This is a genomic window from Amycolatopsis sp. NPDC051903 (genome assembly GCF_044452505.1).
Classification (GTDB): domain Bacteria; phylum Actinomycetota; class Actinomycetes; order Mycobacteriales; family Pseudonocardiaceae; genus Amycolatopsis.
The window spans coordinates 1-24919 of record NZ_JBITBT010000003.1 but is presented as its reverse complement, the minus strand read 5'-3'; the positions used below and the strand labels follow the sequence as shown (position 1 = coordinate 24919).

Here is a 24919-nt window from a genome sequence, read left to right as displayed (position 1 = left end):
CACCGTCCACAGTGGAGACCGGAGGTGGGTCGGCCATCCGGCCACCCGGCTCCGGCCGGAAGTTCGATGCCGCCACGGGCGGGCGCGGATTGACTCGGTGTCATGAACGAAATCGGGAAGACGGTGATCTGGTTCGCCGCCGCCGCGGCGGCCCTGGCGACGATCACCGCGTGCAGGCCGGACGGGCCGGACCACGTGAAGAACGTCTCGTACGACACGGGGGCCGCGGGCAAGGCCGACGCCGACGCCCGCTTGCCGAGCTGGGTGCCGGACGACGCGACGGCCGTCACGGAGGCCATCCGCACCACCGGGTCCGAACGGATCCTGCGCTACACCCCAGGCACGTCCGCGCTGCCGGCCACGTGCGTGCCGGGCACCGCGGCGACCGAACCGGCGACCCTCTCGGCCGACTGGTGGCCCGCCGGGCAGGAGAAGCGCACGGACCGCGTCTGCGCCGGCGACTGGCACGTCGTCGAGGACCAGGGCGCGATGTACGCGTACAAGCCGGAGACGCTGTCGCAACGCTGACCGCGAACCGAGCTCGCGAAAAGGGGATCGGGCTGCCGGGACGTGAAGTCCGGCAGCCCGATCCGCGGGTCCGAAGTGGTCAGTCCTTCGGCGGGGTCAGCTCGATCACCGTCGCGGTCGTCTCGCCGCGCGGGGTGCGGTAGGTGATCTCGTCGCCGGCCTTCGCGCCGACGAGCGCGAGGCCCAGCGGGCTGTCGGAGGTCACGGAGTCGAGGTCGTCGCCCGGGAGCGTCACGACGTTGAGCACCTCTTCGTCGCCGTCGGCGAACCGCAGCGAGACGCGCGTGCCGTCCGGGAGCAGGGAACTGTTGTACGCGCCGTGTTCCAGCTTCGCGGACACTTCGGAAATCTGGCGGTCCAGCCGCGCGGCGGCCTCGGCGCGGTCGATCACGTCGGCCTGGTCGGCCGCGTCCCCCGTGCGTTCCTGCTCGCCGGGCTGCGGCGCGAGCGCCGCCCGTTGCGCGCGCAAGTCCGCGATTTCCTTCTGCAGCTGGCGGCGCGCCGCCTCGCTGAGCCCCTTGTCCCCTGAGATCACCATGCCGGGCATTGTCCGCTGCGCGGACCGGGGTGGCCAATCCGGTTTTTCACCCGGAGGGGCCCGATGGGACGACTGCCCTAGGATTCGGGCCTGTCGTCCTGAATAACGTAACGAGGATCACCGTGACCGCCGTTCCCGGCCGCAGCGAGCAGCTGTCGCCCAACCAGCTGCAGAAGCAGGAGCAGATCGTCGAGGCCGCACGGGTCGTGCTCGCCAGAGACGGGCTGGCCGGGTGCACCGTGCGCGCGATCGCCGACGCCGGCCCGCTCACCAAGAGCGCGATCCACTACTACTTCGCCGACATCGACGTGCTCATCGACCGAGCGATGGCCGCCCACATCACGAAGTTCGCGGCGAACCTGCGTGCGGTGGGCGAGAAGCGCGAGGACCCGCGCGAGCGGCTGTTCGAGGTGACGCGCGCGTACCTGGCGGAGTTCGCGGACCGGCCCAACGGCGCGTTCGTCTGGTTCGAGTACTGGATCGCGGCCGGGCGCGCGCAGCACCCGCAGGCGATCGACGCGATGCTGACGTCGATCACCGAGCTGTTCGCGGAACTGCTGGCGCCGCTGGACGTCGACGACCCGCGCGCCCGCGCCCGGGCGCTGCTGAGCTACCTGCTCGGCGCCGTCGTGCAGCAGCGCGTGCGGCCGCGGCCGTTCGAAAGCCTGCGCGGGGACGTCGAGGCGCTCTGCTTCGCCGGTTATTAGGGTGCTGGCATGCCTCTGTTCTCGTTCGAGGGCGCCAGCCCGCAGGTCCACCCGGACGCCTGGATCGCCCCCACCGCCACCCTGATCGGCGACGTGACCGTCGAGAAGGACGCGTCCGTCTGGTACGGCGCCGTGATCCGCGCCGACTTCGGGCCGATCGTGATCCGCGAAGGCGCCAACGTGCAGGACAACTCGGTGATCCACTGCGGCGGCACGGTGACGGAGATCGGGAAGAACGTGACCGTCGGGCACCAGTGCCTGGTCCACGACTGCACGATCGGCGAGCAGGCGCTCATCGGCAACGGGTCGACGGTGCTGGACAAATCCGTGATCGGCGCGGGTTCGCTCGTGGCCGCGGGCTCGACCGTGACGCCCGGCACGGAGGTGCCCGCGGGCGTCATCGCGATGGGCAGCCCGGCCAAGAAGTTCGTGCCGCTCACCGATTCGGCGCGGATCTGGGTCGACCACAACGCCGCGATCTACCAGGACCTCGCGCGTCGGCACCGGGAGGGCTCGAAGCCGGTGTGAGCGCTTTCGGCGTGCACTAAACTCCTGCTCGCAGCTGCGACTGGCGCCATCAGAGGTGGAGCACCACCGGGAAGCGACGACGAGGCCGGCACCGCGCGCCTGGGTGCCGGGCCACAGCAGAGCCGGAGTACGCCATGACACACCAGCCCGCCCTTTCCACGCTCGCCGCGACGGACCCGCAGATCGCCGGGCTCGTCGAGGACGAAGCCCAGCGCCAGCACGACAAGATCCGCCTCATCGCGTCGGAGAACTACGTCTCGCGCGCGGTGCTCGAGGCCACGGGCACGGTGCTCACCAACAAGTACTCCGAGGGCTACGCCGGCAAGCGCTACTACGAGGGCCAGCAGTTCATCGACCCGATCGAGACCCTCGCGATCGAGCGCGCGAAGGCCGTGTTCGGCGTCGACCACGCGAACGTGCAGCCGTACTCCGGCTCGCCGGCGAACCTGGCCGTGTACCTGGCGTTCGCGAAGCCCGGTGACACCGTGCTCGGCATGGCCCTGCCCGACGGCGGCCACCTCACGCACGGCTGGTCCGTGTCCGCGACGGGCAAGTGGTTCAACGCGGTCCGCTACGGCGTGCGCAAGGAAACCGGCCGCGTCGACTTCGACCAGGTGCGCGACCTCGCGCTGGAGCACCGCCCGAAGCTGATCTTCGCGGGTGGCACGGCGATCCCGCGCACCATCGACTTCCCGAAGTTCGCGGAGATCGCGCGCGAAGTCGACGCCGTCCTCGTGGCCGACATCGCCCACATCGCCGGCCTCATCGCGGGCGGTGCGCACCCGTCGCCCGTCGGCCACGCCCAGGTCATCACCACCACGACCCACAAAACCCTGCGCGGCCCGCGCGGCGCCATGATCATGTCCGACGCGGAGCACGCGAAGGCCCTCGACAAGGCCGTGTTCCCCGGCCTGCAGGGCGGCCCCCACAACCACACGACGGCCGCCATCGCGGTCGCTCTGCACGAGGCGCAGCAGCCGTCGTTCGCCGACTACGCCCACGCCATCGTCGCCAACGCCAAGGCCCTCGCCGACGCCCTGCTCGCCCGCGGCTACGACCTCGTCTCCGGCGGCACCGACAACCACCTGCTCCTGATCGACCTCACGAACAAGAACGTGCCCGGCAAGCCCGCCGCCCAGGCCCTCGACCGCGCCGGCATCGAGCTGAACTACAACACCGTGCCCTTCGACCCCCGCAAGCCGTTCGACCCGTCGGGCATCCGCCTGGGCACCTCCGCCATCACCACGCGCGGCCTCAAGCCCGAGCACCAGCCCCAGGTCGCCGAGTGGATCGACCGCACCATCACCGCCGCCGCCACCCAGGACGAGGCCGTTCAGGACACCATCGCCGCGGAAATCCGCGAATTCCTGGCCCCGTTCCCCATCCCCGGCTACACCGCCTGACCAGAACCCTCGGCGGCGGACAAATCAGGCTGAACTACGAAACCGTCGGCCGACTACGGGTCGTGTGGGACCGCCCAGCCCCCTCCCTGCCGCCCCGATCCGCAGCCGCCACACGTTTTGGGGCCGTTCGTCAAGGTACGCTTTCCCGCCTTGACGAACGGCCCCAAAACGTAGTCACACTCGGCTGTCGGGGTGCCGTCCCCCGCCCACCCGAAACCACGCGGCCAGGCGATCCGGACGCCACGCGCCCAACGTGACCCGACCCCCACAGCCGGCGACCGTGGCAACCCAAGACCCACGGCCAACCAAAATGACCGAATGCCGACCACCCTCCCCACCACTCTCGTCATCCGCTACCGCGCCGTAGACCGCGAGCGGATCGGCTCCGCCCTCGTCGACACCCCCCGCCACCTCGACGCCCTCACCGCCGACATCGCCGAGCACGGCATCCACACCCCGCTCCGCCTCGGCTTCAACGAGCACTTCGCGATCCTCGACGGCAACCACCGCATCGCCGTCGCCCTCCGGCTCGGCCTCGTCGAAGTCCCCGTCGCCCTCGTCCGAGAGCCCCTCACCCCTCGCCCGGGTCACGCCCAGCCGATGCGCCTCGAGGACTTCGCCCTGCTCAGCCCTCACTTGTGACCGCTGCGATCACGATCACAACGAAAAAAACTTGTCCGATACAACCTTTTGGGGAACAGTTGCGTCCAGCAAGTAGTTGATAGATGCAAGCAACTACCTGACCGGATCTGAGGGAGAACCACCATGAGCGCCACCACCACCGCGGAAGGGGGCCGGCTTTCGCACCGCCAGATCCTGACCGTGTTGTCCGGGCTGATGCTCGGCATGTTCCTGGCCGCGCTGGACCAGACCATCGTGTCGTCGGCGATGAAGACGATCGCGGACGAGCTGCACGGGCAGAGCCTGCAGGCGTGGGCGACCACGGCGTACCTGATCAGCGCGACGCTCTCGACGCCGTTGTACGGCAAGCTGTCCGACCTGTTCGGCCGCAAGCCGATGTACCTGACGGCGATCTCGCTGTTCCTGGCCGGCTCGCTGGCCAGCGGGTTCGCGGGCTCGATGTACGAGCTGGCCGCGTTCCGCGCGTTCCAGGGGCTCGGCGCCGGTGGCCTGATGTCGCTCGCGCTGGCGATCATCACGGACATCACCGCGCCGCGTGAGCGCAGCAAGTACCAGGGCTACTTCATGGCGGTGTTCGGCATCTCGAGCGTCGCGGGACCGGTCGTCGGCGGGTTCTTCGCGGGGCTGGACTCGTTCGCGGGCGTCACTGGCTGGCGCTGGGTCTTCCTGGTCAACGTGCCGATCGCGCTGGCCGCGCTGGTCGTGGTGAGCAAGGTGCTGAACCTCCCACACACCCGCGTGCAGCAGCGCGTGGACTTCCTCGGCGCCGGCGCGCTGACGCTGGGTCTGGTGCCGCTGCTGGTCGTCGCGGAGCAGGGGCGCGAGTGGGGCTGGGGCTCGCCCGCCGCGCTGGCGATGTACGCGATCGGGCTCGTCGGCGTGACGCTGTTCGTGCTGCAGGAGCGCCGGATGGGCGAGGCGGCCCTGCTGCCGCTGCGGCTGTTCCGCCGCCCGGTGTTCCGGATGGCCACGGTGGTCACGCTGATCCAGGGCGCGGGGATGTTCGGCGCGATGATGTCGCTGCCGCTCTACCTGCAGATCGTCAAGGGGGCGACGCCGACGCAGGCGGGTCTGCAGATGCTGCCGCTCACCCTCGGGATCATGGTCGCGAGCATGGGCAGCGGCGCGATGATCTCGCGGACGGGCCGCTACAAGGCGTTCGCCGTCGCCGGCCTCGGCCTGATGGCCGCCGCGCTGTTCGGGCTCTCGACCATCGGCGCGACCACGCCGCTGGGCGTCGTCATGGCGATCGCGTTCGTGATCGGGCTCGGCCTCGGCGCGTCGATGCAGACGCTGCAGCTGGCCGCGACCAACGACGTCTCACCGCAGGACATCGGGGTGGCCACGTCGTCGGCGACGTTCTTCCGCCAGATCGGCGGCACGGCCGGGACCGCGGTGTTCCTCTCGATCCTGTTCGGCACGGTCGGTGACCGGATCGCCGCGGCGGTCCGCTCGGCGATGAGCACCCCGGCGTACGTCGCGGCGCTCGCGCAGCACCCGGAGTTCGCGCAGCAGCTGGCGGGTGGCGCCGTCGACGTGAACGACACGTCGTTCTTGTCGCACCTCGACCCGGTGCTGGCCCGGCCGATCCTCGACGGGTTCGCCGGCTCGATGAGCACGGTGTTCTTCGTGGGCGGGATCGTCCTGACCATCGGGTTCGCCCTGGTCTGGTTCCTCAAGGAGAAGCCGCTGTCGGACAAGTCGGCGATGGAGCAGCGGTCGGAGGAAGCCGCGCTCGCCCTGGCCTGAAACACCGAAAGGGCCGTTCACCCCGGAGGGGATGAACGGCCCTTTCGCGCGTTCGGCGTGGGACTCGGCGGCTCTCAGTGAGCCGGGCCCTCGACCTCTTCCTTGGCGAGCCGGTCCTGCTCCCGCTCGTACGACCGCGAGATCTCGGCCTCGGCCTCCGCGCGGCCCACCCACGTGGAGCCCTCGACGCTCTTGCCCGGCTCGAGGTCCTTGTAGACCTCGAAGAAGTGCTGGATCTCGAGCTTGTGGAACTCGTTGAGGTGGTGGATGTCGCGCAGGTGCTCCAGGCGCGGATCGTTGGTCGGGATGGCCAGCACCTTGTCGTCCGGGCCCTTTTCGTCGGTCATGCGGAACATGCCGATGGCGCGGCAGCGGATCAGGCAACCCGGGAACGTCGGCTCCTGCACCAGCACCAGCACGTCGAGCGGGTCGCCGTCCTGGCCGAGGGTGTCGTCGATGAAGCCGTAGTCCGCCGGGTACTGCGTCGCCGTGAACAGGGTCCGGTCGAGCTTGATGCGGCCCGTCTTGTGGTCGACCTCGTACTTGTTGCGCTCCCCCTTGGGGATTTCGATCGTGACGTCGAACTCCACGGCCGTCCTCGCTGCTTCTCGAATCTCGGTATCCCACGCGTCGTGGGCGGCAACCGTAATCACCTGATTGACGTCACTAGTGTGGACTACGCTCCGCCGACGGGTCCCACGGATGTCGGCTAGGCGGCATGTGACCTTGGCCCCTTCCGGGCAGGTGAGAAGGAGTGGTGGGTGCCGGACAACGATCAGCCGATGTGGCCTGAGGGTGACGAGGACACGTCGTCGCGCAGCGCCGGGGCGACCGCGCGCTTCCCGATCCCGAAGCCCGGCCAGACCGTCACGGACCAGCTCGCCGTGCCGAAGGTCACACCAGCCTCACCCGTCACACCCGCCCCGTCCGGCGAGCGCCATCCGGGCACGTGGTTCAAACCGAACGTCCCCCCGACGCTGATCCCCGGCGTCAACACCCCGATCGAACCGCGCCCCGCGGGAGCGCCGTCGTGGCCGCCGAGCGCCGGCAAGAGTGGACCGGGCCGGCAGCCGGGGCCGGGTGGACAAGGTGGACAGCCGGCTGGTTCGCAGTCCGGCCAAGGTCCGCGGTCGCAGTCTTCGCAGCAGAACCAGCCGCAGCCGGGCAAGCCGTCGCCGACCGGGCCGGACCAGCCCAAGCAGGACCTCGCCGACCGGCTGAGCGGGTCACGGCCCGGTGAGCCGCGCGTCGAGCAGGGGCAGCCGAAGCAGAGCCAGCAGCCGGCGCGGCCGCAGTGGGCGCAGCCGCAACCGCAAAGCAAGCCGCAACCGCAGCAGAGCCAGCCACAGAGTCCGGGCCGGCAGCAGGCACGGCCGCAAAGTCTGTTCCAGGACCAGCACCAGAGCAGTTCGCCGGGACAGGGCGAGCAGGGCCAAGGCCAGGACCGGCAACAGCAGGGCCAGGGGCGCCCGGACCAGGGCGGCCAGGACCAGAGCCGCCGCCCCGGTGAGCAAGAGCAGCGCGAGAGCGGCCAGGAGCAAGGCCCCGCCCGCGACCAGCAGAGCCGGCCGCAGGAGCGATCCGACCAGTCGACCCAGCAGTTCCCGGTCCGCCTGCCGCAGGCGCCGATCGTGCCGGTGGAGCGTCCGGCCCGGCCCGCGGACAGTGCCCGCGATGCCGGGCAGGGCCGCACGGGGCAAGAGGCGCAGAACCGGAGCGAAGCCCCCGCTGACCGCGCGCGGGATGCCCAGTCCGGCGATCGCGCGGAGCAGCCGACCGGCGACCAGAGCCGCGCCGGTTCTTCCGTGCAGAGCGCCTCGGTGCAATCCCGGGGTGAGCAGCCGCGCGGCGACGAGGGCTCCGGTGCGCGGGGCCGGGGTGCCGAGGACCGCGGCGAGCGGGCCGAAGAGCAGCGCCGGCCGGCTTCGTTGTTCCAGCCCGTGCCCGGTCCGGAGCCGGAAGAGGACCCCGAGCCGGACGAGTTCCGGGAGAGCAACGAGTCCACCCAGTACATCGACCCGACCAAGTTCGTCTTCCGCCCCGAGCCGGCGCGTCCCGAGGCCGCGCGGCCGGAACCGCAGCGGGAAGCACCGCCGGAAGAAAGCGTCGAGACGACGCAGCGCTGGAGCGTCTTCCACACCGCCCAGAACCCGGACCCCCAGTACGGCGCCCCTCAGTGGGACAGCCTGGCGAACGGGCCCTCCGGAGTGCCGTCGGCGTCGGCGGTGCCCGCGCGGCCCGAGCGGATCGAGCCGGCGTCGGAGGCGACGGTCGGGATCGAACGGCCGGCCGAAGGGTTCGGGGAGCCGGCCGCGGCGCCCGAGGAGCAGGCCGCGCCGCCCGAGCAGAAGACCAAGCGGGGCAAGAAGAAGCTCGTCGTGCTCGGGATCGTCGTGGTCCTGGTGCTGGCGGCCGCCGGGGTGGCCGCGGCGATGCCGAAGGTGTCCAACCGGCTGGGGCTGCCGTGGGCGCCCAACGCGCCGAAGGGCGACCTGCCCGACCCCGCGTCGGTGAGCCTCGCGCTGCACGGACCCGACACGACCGGACAGGGCCCGACGGCGAGCGGCGTCGCGTCCGCGCTCTCCGGGCCCGCGGGCGCCCCGGCGCTGTCGCAGCTCACCGGCAGCGTGATCGACCCCGTGACCGGCGACGTCCTGTGGGACCACGGGTCCGCCCAGCCGATCACGCCGGCGTCGACGACCAAGATCCTCACGGTGTCGGCGGCTCTGCTGTCGATGGACCCGACGAAGCGGATCGTCACGAAGGTCGTCGAGGGCTCGGACCCCGGAACCGTGATCCTCGTCGGCGCCGGTGACCCCACGCTCACGGCGCTGCCGATCGGCACCGACTCGCCGATCTACCCCGGCGCCGCCCACGTCGACGACCTCGTCGCCCAGATCAAGAAGGCCGACCCGGACGTCAAGCGGGTGCAGGTCGACGTCAGCGCCTACACCGGCCCCACCACCGCGCCCGGCTGGGAAGCGAGCGACGCGCCGTCCACGTACGGCGCCCCGATCGTGCCCGCGATGGCCGACGGCGGCCGCGGCAACCCGTCGGTCGACGAGACGATGCGGTCGGGCAACCCGGCCACCACGCTCATCCAGCTCATCGCCGACAAGCTGGGTGCGCAGCCCGGCGGCACGGTGAAGGCGCCCGCCGACGGGAAGGTCGTCGCGCAGGTGCAGTCGGCGCCGCTGCCGGACCTCGCGTACGCACTGCTGCAGATCTCCGACAACGTCCTGGCCGACGAGCTCGGCCGCCAGGTCGCCATCACCGCCGGTGCGGACCCGTCGTTCGCCGGCGCGGCCGCGTCGGTCAAGAAGGTGCTGGCCGACCACGGGTTCGACGTCACCGGCCTGCAGCTGTCGGACACGAGTGGACTGTCCAACCAGAACAAGGTGCCGGCCCGCCTGCTCGCGCAGGTGCTCGCCGCGGCCGCGGCGCCGGACGGCAAGAACCCCAACACCCCCAGGCTGCGTCCGCTGCTGGCGGGCCTGCCGGTGGCGGGCAGCCCGGCCGGCACGCTCGGCCCCCGCTACGGCACGCCGAACACCCTCGCGGGCAAGGGCTGGGTGCGCGCCAAGACGGGCACGCTCACGGCCGTGAACACCCTCGCCGGCTACGTGCTGGACAGCGACAACCGCGTGCTCGCCTTCGCGTTCATGTCCAACGGTTCGCAGAAGGATCCGGGTCAGGCGGCGCTCGACGTGCTCGCCACGACGCTGCGCAAGTGCGGCTGCCACTGAACCGAACGCTGAACACACCACCGAACGCCGCACCGAGCCGCGACCCCGGGCACTAGGCCGATCGGCGCCGACTTCACCGGCGCCGGTCGGGAAAAACGTCCGGATGCAGGTAGCGTCGGACGCGTGAGCCAGGAAACCGAGACCCGACGGCCGATGGTCGACTGGGACCTCGCGGCGTCCACCGGCGCGCGGCTGGTGCGCGGCGGTCCGCAGGTGCCCAAGGAAGAGGCCGCCCGCGCGGTCACCGACCTGCGTGACCTCACGGCTGAGGCCGAGGGCCACGTGCGGGAGCTGACCGGGCTCGGTCAGGACCTGCCGCTGCTGCCGGGCACGGTCGTGGACCGGCCCGGCTGGGTGCGTTCCGCCGCGTCCGGGCTCGGCGCGTTGACCGGCCGCGCGCTGCCCGAAGCGCAGGGCGGCGCGCTCGGCCCGATCCTGGCGTCCGGCGCCGGCGTGCAGACGGGGCTGGTGCTCGCGTTCCTCGCGTCGCGGGTGCTCGGCCAGTACGACCCGTTCGGCGGGCCCGGACGCGAGGGCCAGCTGCTGCTCGTGGCGCCCAACGTCGTCGCCGCGGAGCGCGCGATGAAGGTGCACGCGCCCGACTTCCGGCTGTGGGTGTGCCTGCACGAGTGCACGCACCGGCTGCAGTTCACGGCCGTGCGCTGGCTGCGCGACTACTTCGCCGACGAGGTCGAACGCCTCGTCACCGGCATCGCCGGCCATTCGGCCGACGGCCTGTCCGACCTCGTCGGCCGGCTGCCCGACGCGCTCAAGCAGCGCGGCAAGGGCGTCGGGCTCGCGGAACTGCTGCAGTCGCCGAAGGAACGCGCGATCTTCGACCGCCTGCTCGCCCTGTCCACGCTGCTGGAAGGTCACGCGGACTACGTGATGGACGCCGTCGGCCCGCGGGTCGTGCCCACCGTCGACACGATCCGCTCGAGGTTCAGCGCGCGGCGCCAAGGCGGGGGCGTCTTCGACCGGCTGCTGCGCGCCCTGCTCGGGCTCGACGCGAAGATCCGCCAGTACGAAGAGGGCGCGAAGTTCACGAAGCACGTGGTGGACGCGGTCGGCATGGCGGGCTTCAACGCGGTCTGGCGGTCGCCGAACACGCTGCCGACCCGGGCCGAGATCAGCGATCCCGCTGCCTGGGTGCGGCGCCTGCACGGGTGAACGCGCTCGCGGCGGTCCGCCGGGCCGTGCGGGAGTTCCTGACGACGGCCGAGCCGCCGGCCGAGGTGTGCGTCGCCGTGTCCGGTGGCGCCGATTCGCTGGCGCTCGCCGAGGCCACCGCGTACGCCGCCCGCCGCCGGCAGCTGCGCACGCGCGCGCTCGTCGTCGACCACGGGTTGCAGGACGGCTCCGCCGAAGTCGCCGCGCGCGCGGCCACCACGGCGAAGGAGCTCGGCCTCGACACGGCCGAAGTGCTCAGCGTGTCCGTCACGGGCAAGGGCGGCCCCGAAGCCGCCGCGCGCACCGCGAGGTACCGCGCGTTGCGCGAAGCCCTGCCCGGCGGCGAAGGGCTCGTGCTGCTCGGCCACACCCTCGACGACCAGGCCGAAACCGTCCTGCTGGGCCTCGGCCGCGGCTCCGGACCCCGTTCGCTGGCCGGTATGCGCCCGCACGACCCGCCGTGGGGCCGTCCCCTGCTCGCGATCACGCGCGCGCAGACCCGCGCCGCCTGTGCCGAACTCGGCGTCGAACCGTGGCAGGACCCGCACAATGACGACCCGCGCTTCACCCGCGTCCGGTTGCGCGTGGAAGTGCTGCCGCTGCTGGAGGACGTGCTCGCCGGCGGCGTCGCGGGCGCGCTGGCCCGCACGGCCGCGCAACTGCGCGAAGACACCGAGGCGTTGGACACAGTGGCGGACAGGATTCTCACCCGCGTGGGCGGCGCCGAAGGGCTGGCGGTGGCGGTGCTCGCGGACGAGCCCGCGGCGGTGCGGCGACGGGTTCTGCGCAGGTGGCTGCTGGCCTCCGGGGTGCGCGAGCTGACCGACGCACACCTCCGTTCGGTCGACGCGCTCGTCGCCCGCTGGCGCGGCCAGGGCGGCGTTTGGTTGCCGGGCAACTTGGAGGCTCGGCGGTGCCGTGGCAGGCTCACGCTTGCCGGACCCGAACCCACCACCCGAGGGGAATGACCCGTGTACGAGGGCGAGATCGCCTCCGTGCTCATCACCGAGCAGCAGATCAAGGACAAGATCGCGGAGCTGGCGGCCAAGATCGCCGCCGATTACCCCGAGAACGGCCAGGGTGAACTGCTCCTGGTGGGCGTGCTCAAGGGCGCCGTGATGTTCATGACCGACTTCGCACGAGCCCTGCCGCTGCCGACGCAGCTGGAGTTCATGGCCGTGTCGTCGTACGGCTCGTCGACCTCGTCCTCGGGGGTGGTGCGCATCCTCAAGGACCTCGACCGCGACATCGCGGGCCGCGACGTGCTGATCGTCGAGGACATCGTCGACTCGGGGCTCACCTTGTCGTGGCTGCTGAAGAACCTCGCGAGCCGGAACCCGGCGTCGCTCGAGGTCGTCTCGTTGCTGCGCAAGCCCGAAGCGGTGAAGGTCGACGTGCCGGTGAAGTACATCGGCTTCGACATCCCGAACGAGTTCGTGGTCGGCTACGGCCTCGACTACGCCGAGCGCTACCGGGACCTGCCCTACATCGGCACGCTCGACCCGCGCGTCTACACGTCCTGAACCGGGGTGAACCCCGCGGCGCTTCCGCTCGTGTGAACAGCGGAAGACGCCGCCGACAAGGTGTTGCGGCGATCACACCTGGTGCGGAACCCTGGGTTCGGCGATCGCGTCATAGGTGCGGACCAGGTGCGTTAACCTAAGCGAAGACCATGCCGATGCGGGCGGGGAGCTCCCGCGGGGGAACGGAGAGAGGGCAATGGGCAACAGCAGCTTGGCCGATGCCAACGCGTTCAAGAACGCCGCCGTCAACGGCCAGCTCGGGGTCGACCCGGACGCGGCGCAGGCGGTGCTGAAGAAGATCCGCACCGGCAAGGACTCGGTCGAGGCCCTGCTCAACGGCGCGGGCTCACTCGCCCAGCCGCCGAAGCTCGGCGCGAACCCGGTCGGCGAGGCCATCTCGACCAAGTTCGTCCAGCGCGCCGACGGTGGCGGTGACTCGTACACCTCCGCGTTGCAGAACCTCCTGAGCCAGTACCAGGCGGCCGAGGAGGGCATCGTCGCGGCGATGTCGCGCTACCACGAGATGGACCAGTCCGCGGCCGGTTCGCTCAACCAGGGCTGACGAGGGGGATCAGGAAGTCATGGCTCCGAACTACGACAGCAGCGGCTACGGCCAGCAGCCGCCGGCGCAGACTCCGCCGGCGAGCGGCTCCGCCGTGCCGCTCGGCGACAACTCCGCCGCGCAGAGCGTCGTCGCCACGGCCCGCAGCCGGGCGGGCGGCTTCGAGATGGGCGGCGACCGCGCGATCGCGAACCCGCCGAACTGGAACGCGCAGGAGAGCCACCAGCTCTACAACGGCGCCATCACGAACAACGACCCGGGCACGGCCGAGGCCACCGGTCAGCAGTGGGCCAAGCACGGCACCGCGCTGAAGACGGCGTCGGACGACCTGTACACGGCGATCGGCGAACTCGGCAACGCGTGGGTCGGTGAAGGTGCCGCGGGTGCGCAGGGCGTGCTCGTCGCCATCGCCAACTCCGGCACGCAGGCCTCGGACGCCGCGCACACGATGTCCGACCGCCTCGCGAAGCAGGCCGCGGCCGCCGCCGAGGTCAAGAAGATGCCGGCGCCGGTCGACTACGACCCGAAGCAGGCCATGTCCGCGGCGCTCGCCGGCGGTCCCGCCGCGATGGCCGCCGACCAGAAGGCGCAGGCCGACGCCGCGAACGACGTGAAGGCGCAGCAGGTCGCGTTCTTCAACGCGTACACGCAGTCGATGAAGGAGATCGACAACTCGACCCCGAGCTTCGGTCCCGATTCGCTCGGCATGAAGGCCACGCCCACCCACTTCAACGGCAACGACTTCGCCGGCGGCGGCTCGCACGGCGTTTCGGTCAGCGGCCCCGGCGCGCTCGGGGTCGGCGGCGGCAGCTACGCGCTCGGCGGTGGCGGCTACGGCGGTCACGGCGGCGGTGCGGCTTCCTCCGGTGCATCCGGTGCGGGCGGCGGTGCCCACGTCACGGCCGAGTCCGGCACCTACGGCACGTCCGGGTACGACGGCGGCATGGCCGCCGCGGCGAGCACCGGTTCGGGCGCCGCTCCGGCTCCGGCCGCCTCGGCTCCGGCCCCGAGCGGCGGTTCGTCGGGCGTCGGCCAGGCGCTGGGAGCGAGCGCGCTCGGCGGTGGCCTCGGCCTCGCCGGCGGCAAGCTCGGCCAGGGGTCGCGCAGCGGCTCGCGCAATGACGAAAAGACGTCGGCGGCAGCCGAGCACCAGGGCGGCCAGGCCGCGCCCGCGCCGCAGCAGCAGGGCGTCGTCTCGGCGGGTGGCACGATCGGCGGCCAGCCGGCACCGGGGATGAACCCGATGGGCGGCGGCATGGGCGGCATGGGTGCCCACGGCGCCGGCCAGGGCCAGGAGGACGAGGTGCACACCCACGCGTCGTTCCTCATCGAGCCCGACCCCGACGACGCGTTCGGCGCCAACGAAGCCACCCCGCCGCCGGTCATCGGCGCGTGGTCGGACGACGACGACAACTGATGTGCTTACCCCGGGCGCGCGGCCACCTCGGCCGCGCGCCCGTGGCTGTCTCGAACACTGTCCGTCCTGAACGACGCTAGGCGTTGGGGGGTTTGGTCGATGCCGAACGCGGAGCTGCTCACTCCGGCCGAGGTGGACTTCCTGTGGGAGTCGGCCGCGCTGGGTGAGCTGCCCTACCCGCTGCGGATCAGGTCGCACGGGGCCACCGTCGACGAACGCGCCGCGCTGCGCACCCGCACGTTCGCCGGCCTCGTCGAGCGCGGTGTCGCCGACGGTCGCGGCCGGCCCGCGCCGCACGTCGAGGAGTACTTCGGCATCCTCGCCTCACCCGACGTCAGCCTGGACACCGTGCAGCTGCTCGACCCCAACGCCGAGCCGCTGCTCGCCGTCGCCGGCGCGATCGGTGACCAGGGTCTGCTGGCCGTGCAGGACCAGCGCGGCCTGCACCTGCAACCGTGCCCGGCCGACGGCCTCGCCACCGCCGTCGTGTCGCTGCTGCCCGGCTCCCCGCGCGGCACCGAGAAGTCGATCACCGTGCCGCTCGAACAGCTCGTGGGCAGCTCGGGCGTCGATTTCATGCAGCGCCGCGGCAACACCGTCGACGCATCGGGCCGCGCGAGCGTGGACGAGGACCGCAAGGCACTCGCCCGCCTGCACACCCAGCCGCGCCTGCGCGGCGGCCAGATCGGCGCCAACGCGCGCAACCGCCTCGGCGGGCGCACGCGCACGCCGGTGCTCAGCTGGTTCGACACCGAAACCGGCCGCTACTTCACCCAGGCCACCCGCGGCCGCGACGGCCGTGACTGGATCACCATCGCTCCCGCGGACGCCGCGACGCTCCGGTACCGGCTCGGTGAGATGCTGTCGGGCGCGGCGGAGCAGGCGAGCGCGGCGGCGTTCTGACGGCTGCGGCGCTTCCGGGCCGTTCCCGCCCGCGGTCCGCCCGCGCTACGCTGAGCGAGAGTTCGATCCTGGAGGGTGAGCACCACCGCATGCACCAAGAGTTCTTCTCGCTGCTGGCGTTCGATTTCCTCTGGGAGTCCGCCGATCTCGGCGAGCTGCCGTACCCGCTGCGGGTGCGTTCGCACGGCGCCACCGAGGACGAGCGCGTCTCGTTGCGACACCGGGTCGACGTCGAGTTCAAGGCCCGCGGCATCCGCGATTCCCGGGGCCGCCTGGAGCCGCCCGTGGAGGAGTGGCTGAATCTGCTGGCCCGCGCGCCCCTGTCGATCGACGCGCTGCACATCCCCGAGTTCCAGGCTCACCCGGTCGCGCTGCTCGGCGCAGGCGACGAGCGCACCGGCGTGGTGGCCGTCCAGGACGCCGACGGCGTCTGGCTGCGCGAAACCCCGGCCGACGGACTGGTCTCCGCGATCGTCGACCTGCTGCCGGCCGGCCGCCGCGGCAGCGAGGCGTCCGTCACACTCCCGCTCGACGAGGCGTTGCACACCCGGCCGATCCGCGTGCCCGTCGCGGCCGGCGGCCTCGGCGGCGCGCCCGAGGAGAAGGGGCGGCGCGCGAAGCGCCAGTCGCTGAGCGACCGCGTGAACGTGGACCCGCGCGAGACGTACGGGGTCATCTCCGGCCAGCCGCGGCTGCGCGGCGGTCAGCTCGCCGCGAACAGCCGTACCCAGCTCGGAGCCCGGCAGCGGTCCCGCGTGCTGGGCTGGTTCGACACCGCCACCGGCCGTTATCTGAGCCTGTCGCGGGCGGGTTCGGACGGGCGCGAATGGGTGACCGTGGCGCCCGCGGATCCCGCGACGTTGCGCACGCGACTCGGCGAGATGGTCGCCTCAGTGGCTACGGACACACGCTAGGGTGACCTGGACCGGCACGATCCGGGAACCCTCCGGCGGTACCACCCGTTGACCTGCGTGAGGCTCACAAGGGTCGATCGTCCGAACGGACGGTACCCTGGTGGGACGGGTGCCAGGGGCACCTGCGGGTTGTCAAGATCGTGATGGCGGGTATCACAGGAGCCGCCCAACCAGGGAGGGTCGAGGCCACAAGGGCCGAGTCGTATGAACCGGAAGAGCGTGCTCAGGAACCCACTGCTGTGGATCGTCGCGGGGTTGCTGGCGTTGTTCGCCTACAACACGATCTTCGACAGCGACCGGGGCTACACCCAGGCGCCGATCTCCGTGGCGAACCAGCAGATCAAGGCGAACCACGTCAAGGAAGCCAGCCTTGAGGACAAAGAGCAGCAGCTCAAGCTCTCGCTGACGCAGAAGATCGACGTCGACGGCACCCAGACCGACCAGATCGTCGCGCAGTACCCGGCTGACGCCACGAACTCGATCTACACCGAGTTGACGAACGCGCAGCTGAACGGGCAGCCGATCAAGTTCACCACCAAGGTGACGCAGCAGGGCATCCTGACGCAGATCCTTATCTTCGCCATCCCGCTGGCCCTCGTGCTGGGCCTGCTGATGTGGATGATGAACAACGCGCAGGGCGGCGGGAACCGCGTCCTCAACTTCGGCAAGTCCAAGGCCAAGCAGCTGAACAAGGACATGCCGAAGACCACCTTCGGTGACGTGGCGGGCGCCGACGAAGCCGTCGAAGAGCTGTACGAGATCAAGGACTTCCTGCAGAACCCGGCGCGATACCAGGCGCTCGGCGCGAAGATCCCGAAGGGCGTGCTGCTCTACGGGCCGCCCGGTACCGGTAAGACGCTGCTCGCGCGAGCCGTCGCCGGTGAGGCGGGCGTGCCGTTCTACACGATCTCCGGCTCCGACTTCGTCGAGATGTTCGTCGGTGTGGGTGCGTCCCGCGTCCGCGACCTGTTCGAGCAGGCCAAGCAGAACGCGCCGTGCATCATCTTCGTCGACGAGATCGACGCGGTCGGCCGCCAGCGCGGCGCCGGCCTCGGCGGTGGCCACGACGAGCGCGAGCAGACGCTGAACCAGCTGCTCGTCGAGATGGACGGCTTCGACGCCCGCGGCGGCATCATCCTGATCGCGGCCACCAACCGGCCCGACATCCTGGACCCGGCGCTGCTGCGCCCGGGCCGGTTCGACCGCCAGATCCCCGTGTCGGCGCCGGACCTGCTCGGCCGCAAGGCGATCCTCGAGGTGCACTCGAAGGGCAAGCCGATCGCGCAGGGCGTGGACCTGACGGGTCTGGCCAAGCGCACCGTCGGCATGTCGGGTGCGGACCTGGCCAACGTGCTGAACGAGGCCGCGCTGCTCACCGCCCGCGAGAACGGGCACGTGATCACCGACACCGCGCTCGAGGAGTCGGTCGACCGCGTGGTCGGCGGGCCGGCGCGCAAGAGCCGGATCATCTCCGAGAAGGAGAAGAAGATCACGGCCTACCACGAGGGCGGGCACGCGCTCGCCGCGTGGGCGATGCCGGACATCGAGCCCGTGTACAAGCTCACGATCCTCCCGCGCGGGCGCACCGGCGGGCACGCCCTGCTCGTGCCGGAGGACGACAAGCAGCTCATGACCCGGTCGGAGATGATCGGCCGCCTGGTGTTCGCCATGGGTGGCCGCACGGCGGAGGAGCTCGTGTTCCACGAGCCCACCACCGGTGCGTCGTCCGACATCGAGCAGGCCACGAAGATCGCCCGCTCCATGGTCACCGAGTACGGCATGAGCGCGCGGCTGGGCGCCGTGAAGTACGGCCAGGAGCAGGGTGACCCGTTCCTCGGCCGCTCCGCGGGCCGGCAGGCCGACTACTCGCTCGAGGTGGCGCACGAGATCGACGAGGAGGTGCGCAAGCTCATCGAGACGGCGCACACCGAGGCGTGGCACGTGCTCAACACCTACCGCGACGTGCTGGACAACCTCGTGCTGGAGCTGCTCGAGAAGGAGACGCTGCAGCGCAAGGACCTCGAGCGGATCTTCGCAACCGTCGAGAAGCGCCCGCACATCACCGTGTTCAACGAGTTCGGTGAGCGCACCCCGTCGGACAAGCCGCCGATCAAGACCCCGGGCGAGCTGGCGATGGAGCGCGGCGAGCCGTGGCCGCCGCCGGAGAAGGAGCCGAAGCCGGTCCTGCAGCCGGAGCCGACGCCCGTCGGCACCGCCGCGGGGGGCGGCGACCTCCCCGGTGGCCCGCCGTACCCGGCTCCGGCGCCGGACCCGAACGCCAATCCGTACGCCCCGCCGCAGCCGAACGGCGGCCGTCCGAATGGTGGGCCGAACGGCACCGGACGCTGGCCGCAGTCGTATGGTGGTCAGCAGCCGGGCGGTCCGGCGGGCGGCTACTACCCGGGTGGCCCGGGTGGTTCGCAGAGCGGTCCGCCCAACTACGGGGCGCCTCCGGGCTGGACCCCGGCGACGTCCCCGGGCAGCCAGCCGTGGCGCCCCGCCGAAGACCGTCCGCGTGAGCAGGGCTGGTTCGCCGACGGCGCGAACGGCCAGCAGCCGGACGAGGGGCAGCAGCGGCGTGACGTGGACGGAACCGACAACAAGCAGTGACGACGGCCTCCGCCCGGTCCCGGTCTTCGACCAGGGCCGGGCGGAGCGTGCTATCCGGGAACTCCTGCTGGCCTGCGGTGAAGATCCCGACCGTGACGGCCTCCTCGAAACACCGGCCCGCGTGGCCCGCGCGTACCAGGAGATGTTCGCCGGCCTCTACACCGACCCGGACGAGGTGCTGGCCAAGACGTTCGACGAGTCTCACGAGGAGCTGGTGCTCGTCACGGACATCCCGCTGTACTCCTTCTGCGAGCACCACCTGCTGCCCTTCCACGGTTTCGCCCACGTCGGGTACATCCCGAACGCCGACGGGAAGGTCACCGGCCTCTCGAAGCTCTCGCGGCTCGTCGACCTGTACGCCAAGCGGCCGCAGGTCCAGGAGCGCCTGACGTCGCAGGTCGCCGACGCGCTGGACCGGCGGCTGGGGCCGCGCGGCGTGATCGTGGTGATCGAGGCCGAGCACCTGTGCATGTCGATGCGCGGGATCCGCAAGCCGGGCGCGCGAACCGTGACGTCGGCGGTACGCGGGCTGCTGCGGACGTCCGCGACGTCGCGCGCCGAGGCCATCGAGCTGATCAAGGGGCGTCGGTGATCTCGGGGCTGCCCCGGCCCGGCCGCTGCGCGGTGGTGGGCGTGCTGAACGTGACGCCCGATTCGTTCTCCGACGGGGGCCGCTACCTGGACCTCGACCAAGCGCTGGAGCACGCGCGCGAGATGTGGGCGCTCGGCGCGGACCTGATCGACGTCGGCGGTGAGTCGACGCGGCCCGGCGCGCTGCGGGTGGACGCCGAGACGGAAGCGAAGCGCGTGCTGCCCGTGATCCGGCAGCTCGCGTCGGAAGGGGTCGTGCTGTCCGTCGACACCACGCGCGCGGCGGTGGCGGAAGCCGCGGTCGAGGCGGGCGCGCGGGTGATCAACGACGTCTCCGGCGGCCTCGCTGATCCCGGCATGGGGCGCGTCGCCGCGGAGTGCCGCGTGCCGTGGGTGCTGATGCACTGGCGCGGCCACAGCAAGGACATGAACGCGCTCGCCACCTACACCGACGTCGTCGCCGAAGTGCGGGCCGAGCTGGTGTCCAGAGTGGACGATGCGCTGGCGGCGGGGGTCGACGAGAGCGCGATCGTGCTCGACCCCGGGCTGGGGTTCGCGAAGCACGCGGAGCACGACTGGGCGTTGCTGCACGCTCTGGATTCCGTGCTGTCACTGGGTTTTCCTGTGCTCGTGGGTGCTTCGCGCAAGCGGTTCCTCGGCCGGCTGCTGGCCGACAAGGACGGTGAGCCGCGGCCGCCGGACGGGCGCGAGAACGCCACCGCGGCGATTTCCGCACTGGCCGCAGCGGCCGGGGCGTGGGGAGTGCGGGTCCACGAGGTGCGGGCGTCGCTCGACGCGGTCGCCGTCGCGGCCGCGTGGCGGAAGGGGCGGGCCGATGGCTGACCGCATCACGTTGACGGGGCTGCGCGTGTTCGGCCACCACGGCGTGTTCGAGCACGAAAAGCGCGACGGGCAGGAGTTCGTCGTCGACATCACGGCCTGGCTGGACCTCGGGCCGGCCGCCGCGTCCGACGACCTCACCAAGACGCTGCACTACGGCGAGCTCGCCGAGCTGGCGGCCGGGATCGTCGCGGGCGAGCCGTACGACTTGATCGAGAGCGTCGCGGGCAAGATCGCCGACGAGGTGCTGCGCGACGAACGGCTGACCGCCGTCGAGGTCACCGTGCACAAGCCGGCGGCCCCGATCCCGCTGACGTTCGACGACGTCGCCGTGACCGTCCGGCGCGACCGGTGAGCCGCGCCGTCCTTTCGCTCGGCTCCAACCTCGGCGACCGGCTGGCGTACCTGCGCATCGCGGTGGACGCCGTCGGGCCGGCGCTCGTGGCTGTGTCGAGCGTGTACGAGACGAAGCCGTGGGGCGTCGAGGATCAGCCCGACTTCCTCAACGCGGTGTGCGTGGTCGACGACCCGGCCCGCGACCACTGGGCCTGGCTCGCGACGGCCCAGGCGGCCGAGCAGACGGCCGGGCGCGTGCGCGAGCTGCGCTGGGGCCCGCGCACGCTGGACGTCGACGTCGTCACGGTCGCGGGCGTCACCTCCGACGATCCGCGGCTCCTCCTGCCCCACCCCGGCACCCCCGAACGCGCCAGCGTGCTCATCCCGTGGCTGGAGATCGAGCCCGCCGCCGTCCTGCCCGGTCGTGGTCCCGTCGCGGATCTCCTGCGGCGCCTGCCGGAGGACGACAAGGCGGGGGTCGTCCTCCGGCCGGACCTGCGGCTCGCCTAGCCCCCGACCTGCGGTTGTGGCGACTCGGCGCCGTTCACCCGCCGTTCACCGATTCGGCGGTAACGCGGTCACTGCCGCAACGCCGCCAGCATGAACGCGACCTCCGGCTGGGCCGTGGGAATGGGCGGCCAGCCGTTGATCGTCGCCAGGAGCTGCCAGTAGCGCTCGGCCCGCGGGTCGCCGCCCTGGGCGAACTTGTCGGCCAGGGCGCGGCGGAACGCGGGGTCCGCCGGGTCGTCGCCGGGGCCCGCCGACGCCGTGGCGATGGCGGCCGCGAGCTCCTGGCCCCGGGCCGAATCCGGGCCGGCGCCCGCGTCGAGCGCGGCGCGGGCCTCGGCGCTCCAGGCGAACCAGTGATCGCGCTGGGCCTCGGTGACCTGCGTGGCTTCGCCGGTGGCGCGGTCGGCCGCGTGGCGCTCGCTCATGCCTCGGATGAGGCGGCGGAAGTCCTCGTCCTGCACGAGCTCGGCGAACTCGATCCAGGCCTCGAGCTGCCCGGGCGACGGGTCGTCCGGCAGGTCGGGCTTGGCGGAGCCCATGCGCTCGTAGAAGGCGGGGTCCACGTCGAGCCCCTCGGTCATCTCGGCCCAGAACTCGTCGACGAGGCGCTTGCGCTCGTCGTCGGACATCTGCGCGAGGCGGTTCATCAGCTTCACTTCCTCCAGTTCGGAATCTCTCTTCGCCACCGCCCGCAGCACGGCCCGGCGCAGCCGGAGCCGGCGGATCTGCTCGTCGAGGGCCTCGACGTGGCGCACGGCCAGGTCGCGCACCGACGTCTCGCGCTGCAGTGCGCGTGCGACGTCGGCGAGCCCGACGCCCAGCTCACGCAGCGTCCGCACCAGCTCGAGCCTGGCGAGCGCGTGCGCGTCGTACAGGCGGTAGCCGGCGTCGGTGCGCTCCGTGGGCGGGAGCAGGCCCTCGTCGGAGTAGTAGCGGATGGTCTTGACCGGCAGCCCCGTCCTCCGGGACAGCTCGCCGATCGTGAAGACCGCGGTGGCACCCACACGTCGCATGGTGGAGTCTCCAGTCGCTGGAGGGTCAAGTGTTGCAGGTCGCGCTCGGTACGGTGGGCCCATGCACTTCACCCGGCCCCGAGACCTGGTGGTGGCCGCGGTTCTCGGCCTCGTCCTCGGGTACGCCCTGTTCCAGTTCGCCTACGGTGACCTGCCCCGACTCCCCACGCTGGCCGGAATCACGTTCGCATTACTCGCAGTGGTCGAGGCGATCATGGGCTACACGATCAGGTCGAGAATCAAGGCCGGACGGGTGACTGCATCGATCGGTATCGCACGCTCCGTAGCGCTCGCCAAGGCGTCCTCGCTCGCCGGCGCCTTCATGGCAGGGGGTTGGCTGGCCGCGTTCGCGTATGTTTTTCCCCGACGTGACGAACTCGTCGCCACCATCTCCGACACCCGTGCCGCGGTGGTCGGCGCGGTGTGCTCCGCACTGCTCGTAGCTGCGGCTTTGTGGCTCGAACACTGCTGCCGGACCCCCCACGACGACGAGCGGCCGACGACACGTGGGACGACCGGTTAGCGACCAGATCCTGCCGCTCGAAGTACCGACTAGGTCTCGTTCGGATCACTAGACGGTACGGTGTCAGACATGACCGGCGTGGGTGACGACTCGCGGGGCCGCCTACTGGGCAGGCCGTGGCTTGTCGTCGGATTCCTCCTCGCCATCGGAGCCACTCTCGCACTGGTGCTCAGCGACGACCTCCGGTTCCTCCGGCTCGGCATCGTCGCGGCGCTCTGGGCCGCCTTGATCGGCGCCTTCCTCGCCGTGAGGTATCGCAAGCACGCGGCGCACAGCGAGGACGAGGTCGCCGAGGCGCAGGCGGTGTACGAGTTGGAATTGGAACGCGAGATCGCGGCTCGGCGGGAGTACGAGCTCGAAATCGAAGCCGAGACGAGGGAGGCCGCGGAGGCCAAGTCCCGCGAGGAGCTCGACGCGTTGCGCGCCGAAGTGGCGTCGCTGCGCGAGAGCCTGCAGTCGCTGTTCGGCGGCGAGGTGCTGCTGGAGCGGGTCGCGCTCACCGCGCAGGCCACGCGCATGCGCGCCCTCAACGACGAACAGCGGCTCGTGTCGGCGGGGTCGGAGTCGAAGAACGGCAACGGCAAAACGCCGGCTCAGCTGCTCGCGCCGAAGAAGCCGGTGGTCGAGGTCAACGAACGGCCGACCGAGCTGATCGACCGCGTCGTCGACGACCCGAGCACCGAGCGGCGGCGCAAGCTGGGCAACGGCGCGGTTCCGCATGGTCCGGGCGCGCAGCACGGACCCGGCCAGGGGCAGGGCCCGAACGGCAAGCCGTCGTCCACCGTCCAGCACACGCAGCAGCTGGCGCGGCAGAAGCCGGTCGGCCGGCCGCAGCCGTCGGCTCAGGCGCAGGCCGAGTCGGAATCGGCCGCCGCGCGTGCCGTGAAGGCGGCGGAGCTGCGGGCCGAGGCCGCGCGGCGCCAGGCCGCCGAGGCCGCGCAGCCGACGCGCACCGTCCCGCCCGTGCCGAAGCCCGACGCGCTCGAGGCGACGCGCCAGGTGCCGCGCGCTGAACTGCAGGGAGAAACTTCGCGGCCGGCCATGCGCCCCGCTTCGCGGGCCGAGGCTTCGCGTCCGGGCCTGCGCCGGGTCGAGTCCCCGGCGGAGGCCTCACGGCCGGCGATGCGCCGGGTTGAGTCTCCGGCCGAGGCTTCGCGGCCGGCGATGCGTCGGGTTGAGTCTCCGGCGGAGGTTTCGAGGCCGGCGATGCGCCGGGCCGAGTCGCCGTCGGAGGTGTCGCGAGGGGACCTGCCGCGGGTGGGCCGGCCGTCGGCCGAGCCGGTCGGCGAGTCGACCGGCGCGTGGAAGCCGGCGTGGGACGCGTCCGCCGACTTCGGCGAGCGCCGCTCCACGGGCGGCAACCCGCCGAAGCCGCGCGAGCCGACGACGTCGCGGACGGATCTGCAGCCCGTCACCGAGACGCCGCAGCCGGCTGCCGAAGAGCCCGCGCCGCGGAAACCGTCGCGGCTGGAGCAGTTCTCGCGGGCGGACCTGTCGCCGCTGGCGGAGTCGGGAGCCTCGACGCGCCACGGCGCGCATTCGACGGAAGACGCGCAGCCGGAGGAGCCGGCCGTGAACCCGACGCTGCCGGAGTCCGTGCGCAGCAGTGTGGCGAAAGGGAAGTCCGGCGGGCGCCGGCGTCGGTCGTCGGACGAAGCGGCTGACAGCGCGGCCGGTGGCCGCCGGCGGCGTCCGGACGGAGAGCCGCCGGCTTGGGAAGGCATGGTGTCGGAGCGGGCGTCGCAGAGCCGCCGGTCGATGCCGGCGGTCGAGGTCGAGGACGAGGCACCCGGGCGGCGTGGGGCGGATGCCGGATCACATGCGGCTGGGCGGTCGGTGACGGAGTTGCTGGCGGCCAACGGGGCGAAGAAGGAAGGTTCGCCTCGAAGGCGAAGGCGTGCTGAGGATTGAGCAGTGGGTGAAAGCCCCGGTCATCGGTTGGTGGCCGGGGTTTTTGCTGTTTGGGGGTGTTGCGGGTTCGGGTTTTGGGGGTGCGGCTCGTTGCGCTGGCGCGCAACGTCGCGCACGGGTCGTCCGTGGGGGCACCCCGATTTTTGTTGTGACGACGGTCTGGATCACCTTGTCAAGGCTGGAAAGCGTGCCTTGACAAGGTGATCCAGACCGCGTGGAAGGCGGGGATCGAGGTGCAGGGCGGGGGCTGGGTGC

General features: G+C 71.7%; 24 protein-coding genes. 21 read left to right on the top strand and 3 right to left on the bottom strand.

Features of this window, described 5'->3' with window-relative positions; all coding sequences use genetic code 11:
* Nucleotides 1-102 precede the first annotated feature (102 nt).
* Complete coding sequence (locus ACIA77_RS07765) at nucleotides 103-528, top strand: hypothetical protein (RefSeq protein WP_395885017.1); 426 nt, start codon at nucleotides 103-105, stop codon at nucleotides 526-528.
* Between the two features lie 79 nt (nucleotides 529-607).
* Here the strand turns inward: ACIA77_RS07765 and ACIA77_RS07760 are convergent, their stop codons facing one another.
* A complete protein-coding gene (locus ACIA77_RS07760) occupies nucleotides 608-1066 on the bottom strand; it encodes a GreA/GreB family elongation factor (protein WP_395885016.1) in 459 nt (152 codons plus the stop codon).
* A 122-nt stretch (nucleotides 1067-1188) separates the two neighbouring features.
* Here ACIA77_RS07760 and ACIA77_RS07755 point away from each other — a divergent pair, with 122 nt between their 5' ends.
* The 5 genes from ACIA77_RS07755 to ACIA77_RS07735 all read left to right on the top strand — a co-directional run bounded on the left by ACIA77_RS07755 (nucleotide 1189) and on the right by ACIA77_RS07735 (nucleotide 6095).
* On the top strand, nucleotides 1189-1773 hold the full coding sequence (locus ACIA77_RS07755) for a TetR/AcrR family transcriptional regulator (protein ID WP_395885015.1): 585 nt from the start codon (nucleotides 1189-1191) through the stop codon (nucleotides 1771-1773).
* A gap of 9 nt (nucleotides 1774-1782) precedes the next feature.
* Nucleotides 1783-2301 carry a gamma carbonic anhydrase family protein gene (locus ACIA77_RS07750; RefSeq protein WP_395885014.1) on the top strand — a complete coding sequence of 173 codons (519 nt, stop codon included), beginning with the start codon at nucleotides 1783-1785 and terminating at the stop codon, nucleotides 2299-2301.
* A gap of 134 nt (nucleotides 2302-2435) precedes the next feature.
* The gene (gene glyA / locus ACIA77_RS07745; RefSeq protein WP_395885013.1) at nucleotides 2436-3704 is read left to right on the top strand and encodes a serine hydroxymethyltransferase; all 1269 of its coding nucleotides are present in this window, start codon (nucleotides 2436-2438) and stop codon (nucleotides 3702-3704) included.
* 318 nt (nucleotides 3705-4022) lie between these two features.
* On the top strand, nucleotides 4023-4346 hold the full coding sequence (locus tag ACIA77_RS07740) for a ParB N-terminal domain-containing protein (RefSeq protein WP_395885012.1): 324 nt from the start codon (nucleotides 4023-4025) through the stop codon (nucleotides 4344-4346).
* 123 nt (nucleotides 4347-4469) lie between these two features.
* Nucleotides 4470-6095 (top strand): MDR family MFS transporter, encoded by a 1626-nt coding sequence (locus ACIA77_RS07735; protein WP_395885011.1) that lies wholly within the window; start codon nucleotides 4470-4472, stop codon nucleotides 6093-6095.
* A gap of 74 nt (nucleotides 6096-6169) precedes the next feature.
* Here ACIA77_RS07735 and ACIA77_RS07730 read toward each other — a convergent pair whose 3' ends face one another.
* A complete protein-coding gene (locus tag ACIA77_RS07730) occupies nucleotides 6170-6685 on the bottom strand; it encodes an inorganic diphosphatase (protein WP_395885010.1) in 516 nt (171 codons plus the stop codon).
* Between the two features lie 171 nt (nucleotides 6686-6856).
* On the opposite strand from ACIA77_RS07730, the gene dacB reads away from it, so the two are divergent.
* From dacB to folK, 13 genes are all read left to right on the top strand, one after another.
* A complete protein-coding gene (gene dacB, locus ACIA77_RS07725) occupies nucleotides 6857-9841 on the top strand; it encodes a D-alanyl-D-alanine carboxypeptidase/D-alanyl-D-alanine-endopeptidase (RefSeq protein ID WP_395885009.1) in 2985 nt (994 codons plus the stop codon).
* 153 nt (nucleotides 9842-9994) lie between these two features.
* Nucleotides 9995-11011, top strand: coding sequence for a zinc-dependent metalloprotease (locus tag ACIA77_RS07720; RefSeq protein ID WP_395885619.1), 1017 nt, complete (start codon nucleotides 9995-9997; stop codon nucleotides 11009-11011).
* Nucleotides 11008-11979, top strand: coding sequence for a tRNA lysidine(34) synthetase TilS (gene tilS, locus ACIA77_RS07715; RefSeq protein WP_395885008.1), 972 nt, complete (start codon nucleotides 11008-11010; stop codon nucleotides 11977-11979). Before ACIA77_RS07720 ends, tilS begins: the two co-directional genes overlap by 4 nt.
* Before the next feature lie 3 nt (nucleotides 11980-11982).
* Nucleotides 11983-12534, top strand: a complete 552-nt coding sequence (gene hpt, locus ACIA77_RS07710) for a hypoxanthine phosphoribosyltransferase (RefSeq protein WP_204092890.1) — start codon at nucleotides 11983-11985, stop codon at nucleotides 12532-12534.
* A gap of 196 nt (nucleotides 12535-12730) precedes the next feature.
* Nucleotides 12731-13096: a hypothetical protein gene (locus tag ACIA77_RS07705; RefSeq protein ID WP_395885007.1), complete on the top strand. Its 366-nt coding sequence runs from the start codon at nucleotides 12731-12733 to the stop codon at nucleotides 13094-13096.
* A gap of 19 nt (nucleotides 13097-13115) precedes the next feature.
* The gene (locus ACIA77_RS07700) at nucleotides 13116-14513 is read left to right on the top strand and encodes a hypothetical protein (RefSeq protein ID WP_395885006.1); all 1398 of its coding nucleotides are present in this window, start codon (nucleotides 13116-13118) and stop codon (nucleotides 14511-14513) included.
* Between the two features lie 99 nt (nucleotides 14514-14612).
* A complete protein-coding gene (locus ACIA77_RS07695) occupies nucleotides 14613-15416 on the top strand; it encodes an ESX secretion-associated protein EspG (protein ID WP_395885005.1) in 804 nt (267 codons plus the stop codon).
* 89 nt (nucleotides 15417-15505) lie between these two features.
* A complete protein-coding gene (locus ACIA77_RS07690; RefSeq protein WP_395885004.1) occupies nucleotides 15506-16330 on the top strand; it encodes an ESX secretion-associated protein EspG in 825 nt (274 codons plus the stop codon).
* A gap of 204 nt (nucleotides 16331-16534) precedes the next feature.
* Nucleotides 16535-18940: an ATP-dependent zinc metalloprotease FtsH gene (gene ftsH, locus ACIA77_RS07685; RefSeq protein ID WP_395885003.1), complete on the top strand. Its 2406-nt coding sequence runs from the start codon at nucleotides 16535-16537 to the stop codon at nucleotides 18938-18940.
* On the top strand, nucleotides 18909-19532 hold the full coding sequence (gene folE / locus ACIA77_RS07680; RefSeq protein WP_395885002.1) for a GTP cyclohydrolase I FolE: 624 nt from the start codon (nucleotides 18909-18911) through the stop codon (nucleotides 19530-19532). Before ftsH ends, folE begins: the two co-directional genes overlap by 32 nt.
* Nucleotides 19532-20374, top strand: a complete 843-nt coding sequence (gene folP, locus ACIA77_RS07675; RefSeq protein WP_395885618.1) for a dihydropteroate synthase — start codon at nucleotides 19532-19534, stop codon at nucleotides 20372-20374. The genes folE and folP overlap by 1 nt, the downstream gene beginning before the upstream one ends.
* A complete protein-coding gene (gene folB, locus ACIA77_RS07670) occupies nucleotides 20367-20726 on the top strand; it encodes a dihydroneopterin aldolase (protein ID WP_395885001.1) in 360 nt (119 codons plus the stop codon). The genes folP and folB overlap by 8 nt, the downstream gene beginning before the upstream one ends.
* Complete coding sequence (folK, locus tag ACIA77_RS07665; RefSeq protein ID WP_395885000.1) at nucleotides 20723-21217, top strand: 2-amino-4-hydroxy-6-hydroxymethyldihydropteridine diphosphokinase; 495 nt, start codon at nucleotides 20723-20725, stop codon at nucleotides 21215-21217. The genes folB and folK overlap by 4 nt, the downstream gene beginning before the upstream one ends.
* A 68-nt stretch (nucleotides 21218-21285) precedes the next feature.
* Here the strand turns inward: folK and ACIA77_RS07660 are convergent, their stop codons facing one another.
* Nucleotides 21286-22221, bottom strand: coding sequence for a MerR family transcriptional regulator (locus ACIA77_RS07660; RefSeq protein ID WP_395884999.1), 936 nt, complete (start codon nucleotides 22219-22221; stop codon nucleotides 21286-21288).
* A gap of 70 nt (nucleotides 22222-22291) precedes the next feature.
* On the opposite strand from ACIA77_RS07660, the gene ACIA77_RS07655 reads away from it, so the two are divergent.
* Both ACIA77_RS07655 and ACIA77_RS07650 read left to right on the top strand, forming a co-directional pair.
* On the top strand, nucleotides 22292-22753 hold the full coding sequence (locus ACIA77_RS07655; RefSeq protein ID WP_395884998.1) for a DUF3180 domain-containing protein: 462 nt from the start codon (nucleotides 22292-22294) through the stop codon (nucleotides 22751-22753).
* Nucleotides 22754-22822: 69 nt separating this feature from the next.
* Entirely contained in the window at nucleotides 22823-24664 is a 1842-nt protein-coding gene (locus ACIA77_RS07650; RefSeq protein ID WP_395884997.1) for a DUF6779 domain-containing protein, read from the top strand.
* Nucleotides 24665-24919 lie beyond the last annotated feature (255 nt).

Bases quoted from the DNA above. Each gene is read 5' to 3' on its own strand.
- ACIA77_RS07750 (WP_395885014.1), top strand. From the start codon at position 1,783: ATGCCTCTGTTCTCGTTCGAGGGCGCCAGCCCGCAGGTCCACCCGGAC.
- ftsH (WP_395885003.1), top strand. From the start codon at position 16,535: ATGAACCGGAAGAGCGTGCTCAGGAACCCACTGCTGTGGATCGTCGCG.
- ACIA77_RS07720 (WP_395885619.1), top strand. From the start codon at position 9,995: ATGGTCGACTGGGACCTCGCGGCGTCCACCGGCGCGCGGCTGGTGCGC.
- ACIA77_RS07655 (WP_395884998.1), top strand. From the start codon at position 22,292: ATGCACTTCACCCGGCCCCGAGACCTGGTGGTGGCCGCGGTTCTCGGC.
- ACIA77_RS07735 (WP_395885011.1), top strand. From the start codon at position 4,470: ATGAGCGCCACCACCACCGCGGAAGGGGGCCGGCTTTCGCACCGCCAG.
- ACIA77_RS07650 (WP_395884997.1), top strand. From the start codon at position 22,823: ATGACCGGCGTGGGTGACGACTCGCGGGGCCGCCTACTGGGCAGGCCG.
- ACIA77_RS07705 (WP_395885007.1), top strand. From the start codon at position 12,731: ATGGGCAACAGCAGCTTGGCCGATGCCAACGCGTTCAAGAACGCCGCC.
- folB (WP_395885001.1), top strand. From the start codon at position 20,367: ATGGCTGACCGCATCACGTTGACGGGGCTGCGCGTGTTCGGCCACCAC.
- glyA (WP_395885013.1), top strand. From the start codon at position 2,436: ATGACACACCAGCCCGCCCTTTCCACGCTCGCCGCGACGGACCCGCAG.
- ACIA77_RS07765 (WP_395885017.1), top strand. From the start codon at position 103: ATGAACGAAATCGGGAAGACGGTGATCTGGTTCGCCGCCGCCGCGGCG.
- ACIA77_RS07695 (WP_395885005.1), top strand. From the start codon at position 14,613: ATGCCGAACGCGGAGCTGCTCACTCCGGCCGAGGTGGACTTCCTGTGG.
- ACIA77_RS07760 (WP_395885016.1), bottom strand. From the start codon at position 1,066: ATGGTGATCTCAGGGGACAAGGGGCTCAGCGAGGCGGCGCGCCGCCAG.
- ACIA77_RS07700 (WP_395885006.1), top strand. From the start codon at position 13,116: ATGGCTCCGAACTACGACAGCAGCGGCTACGGCCAGCAGCCGCCGGCG.
- ACIA77_RS07740 (WP_395885012.1), top strand. From the start codon at position 4,023: ATGCCGACCACCCTCCCCACCACTCTCGTCATCCGCTACCGCGCCGTA.
- ACIA77_RS07690 (WP_395885004.1), top strand. From the start codon at position 15,506: ATGCACCAAGAGTTCTTCTCGCTGCTGGCGTTCGATTTCCTCTGGGAG.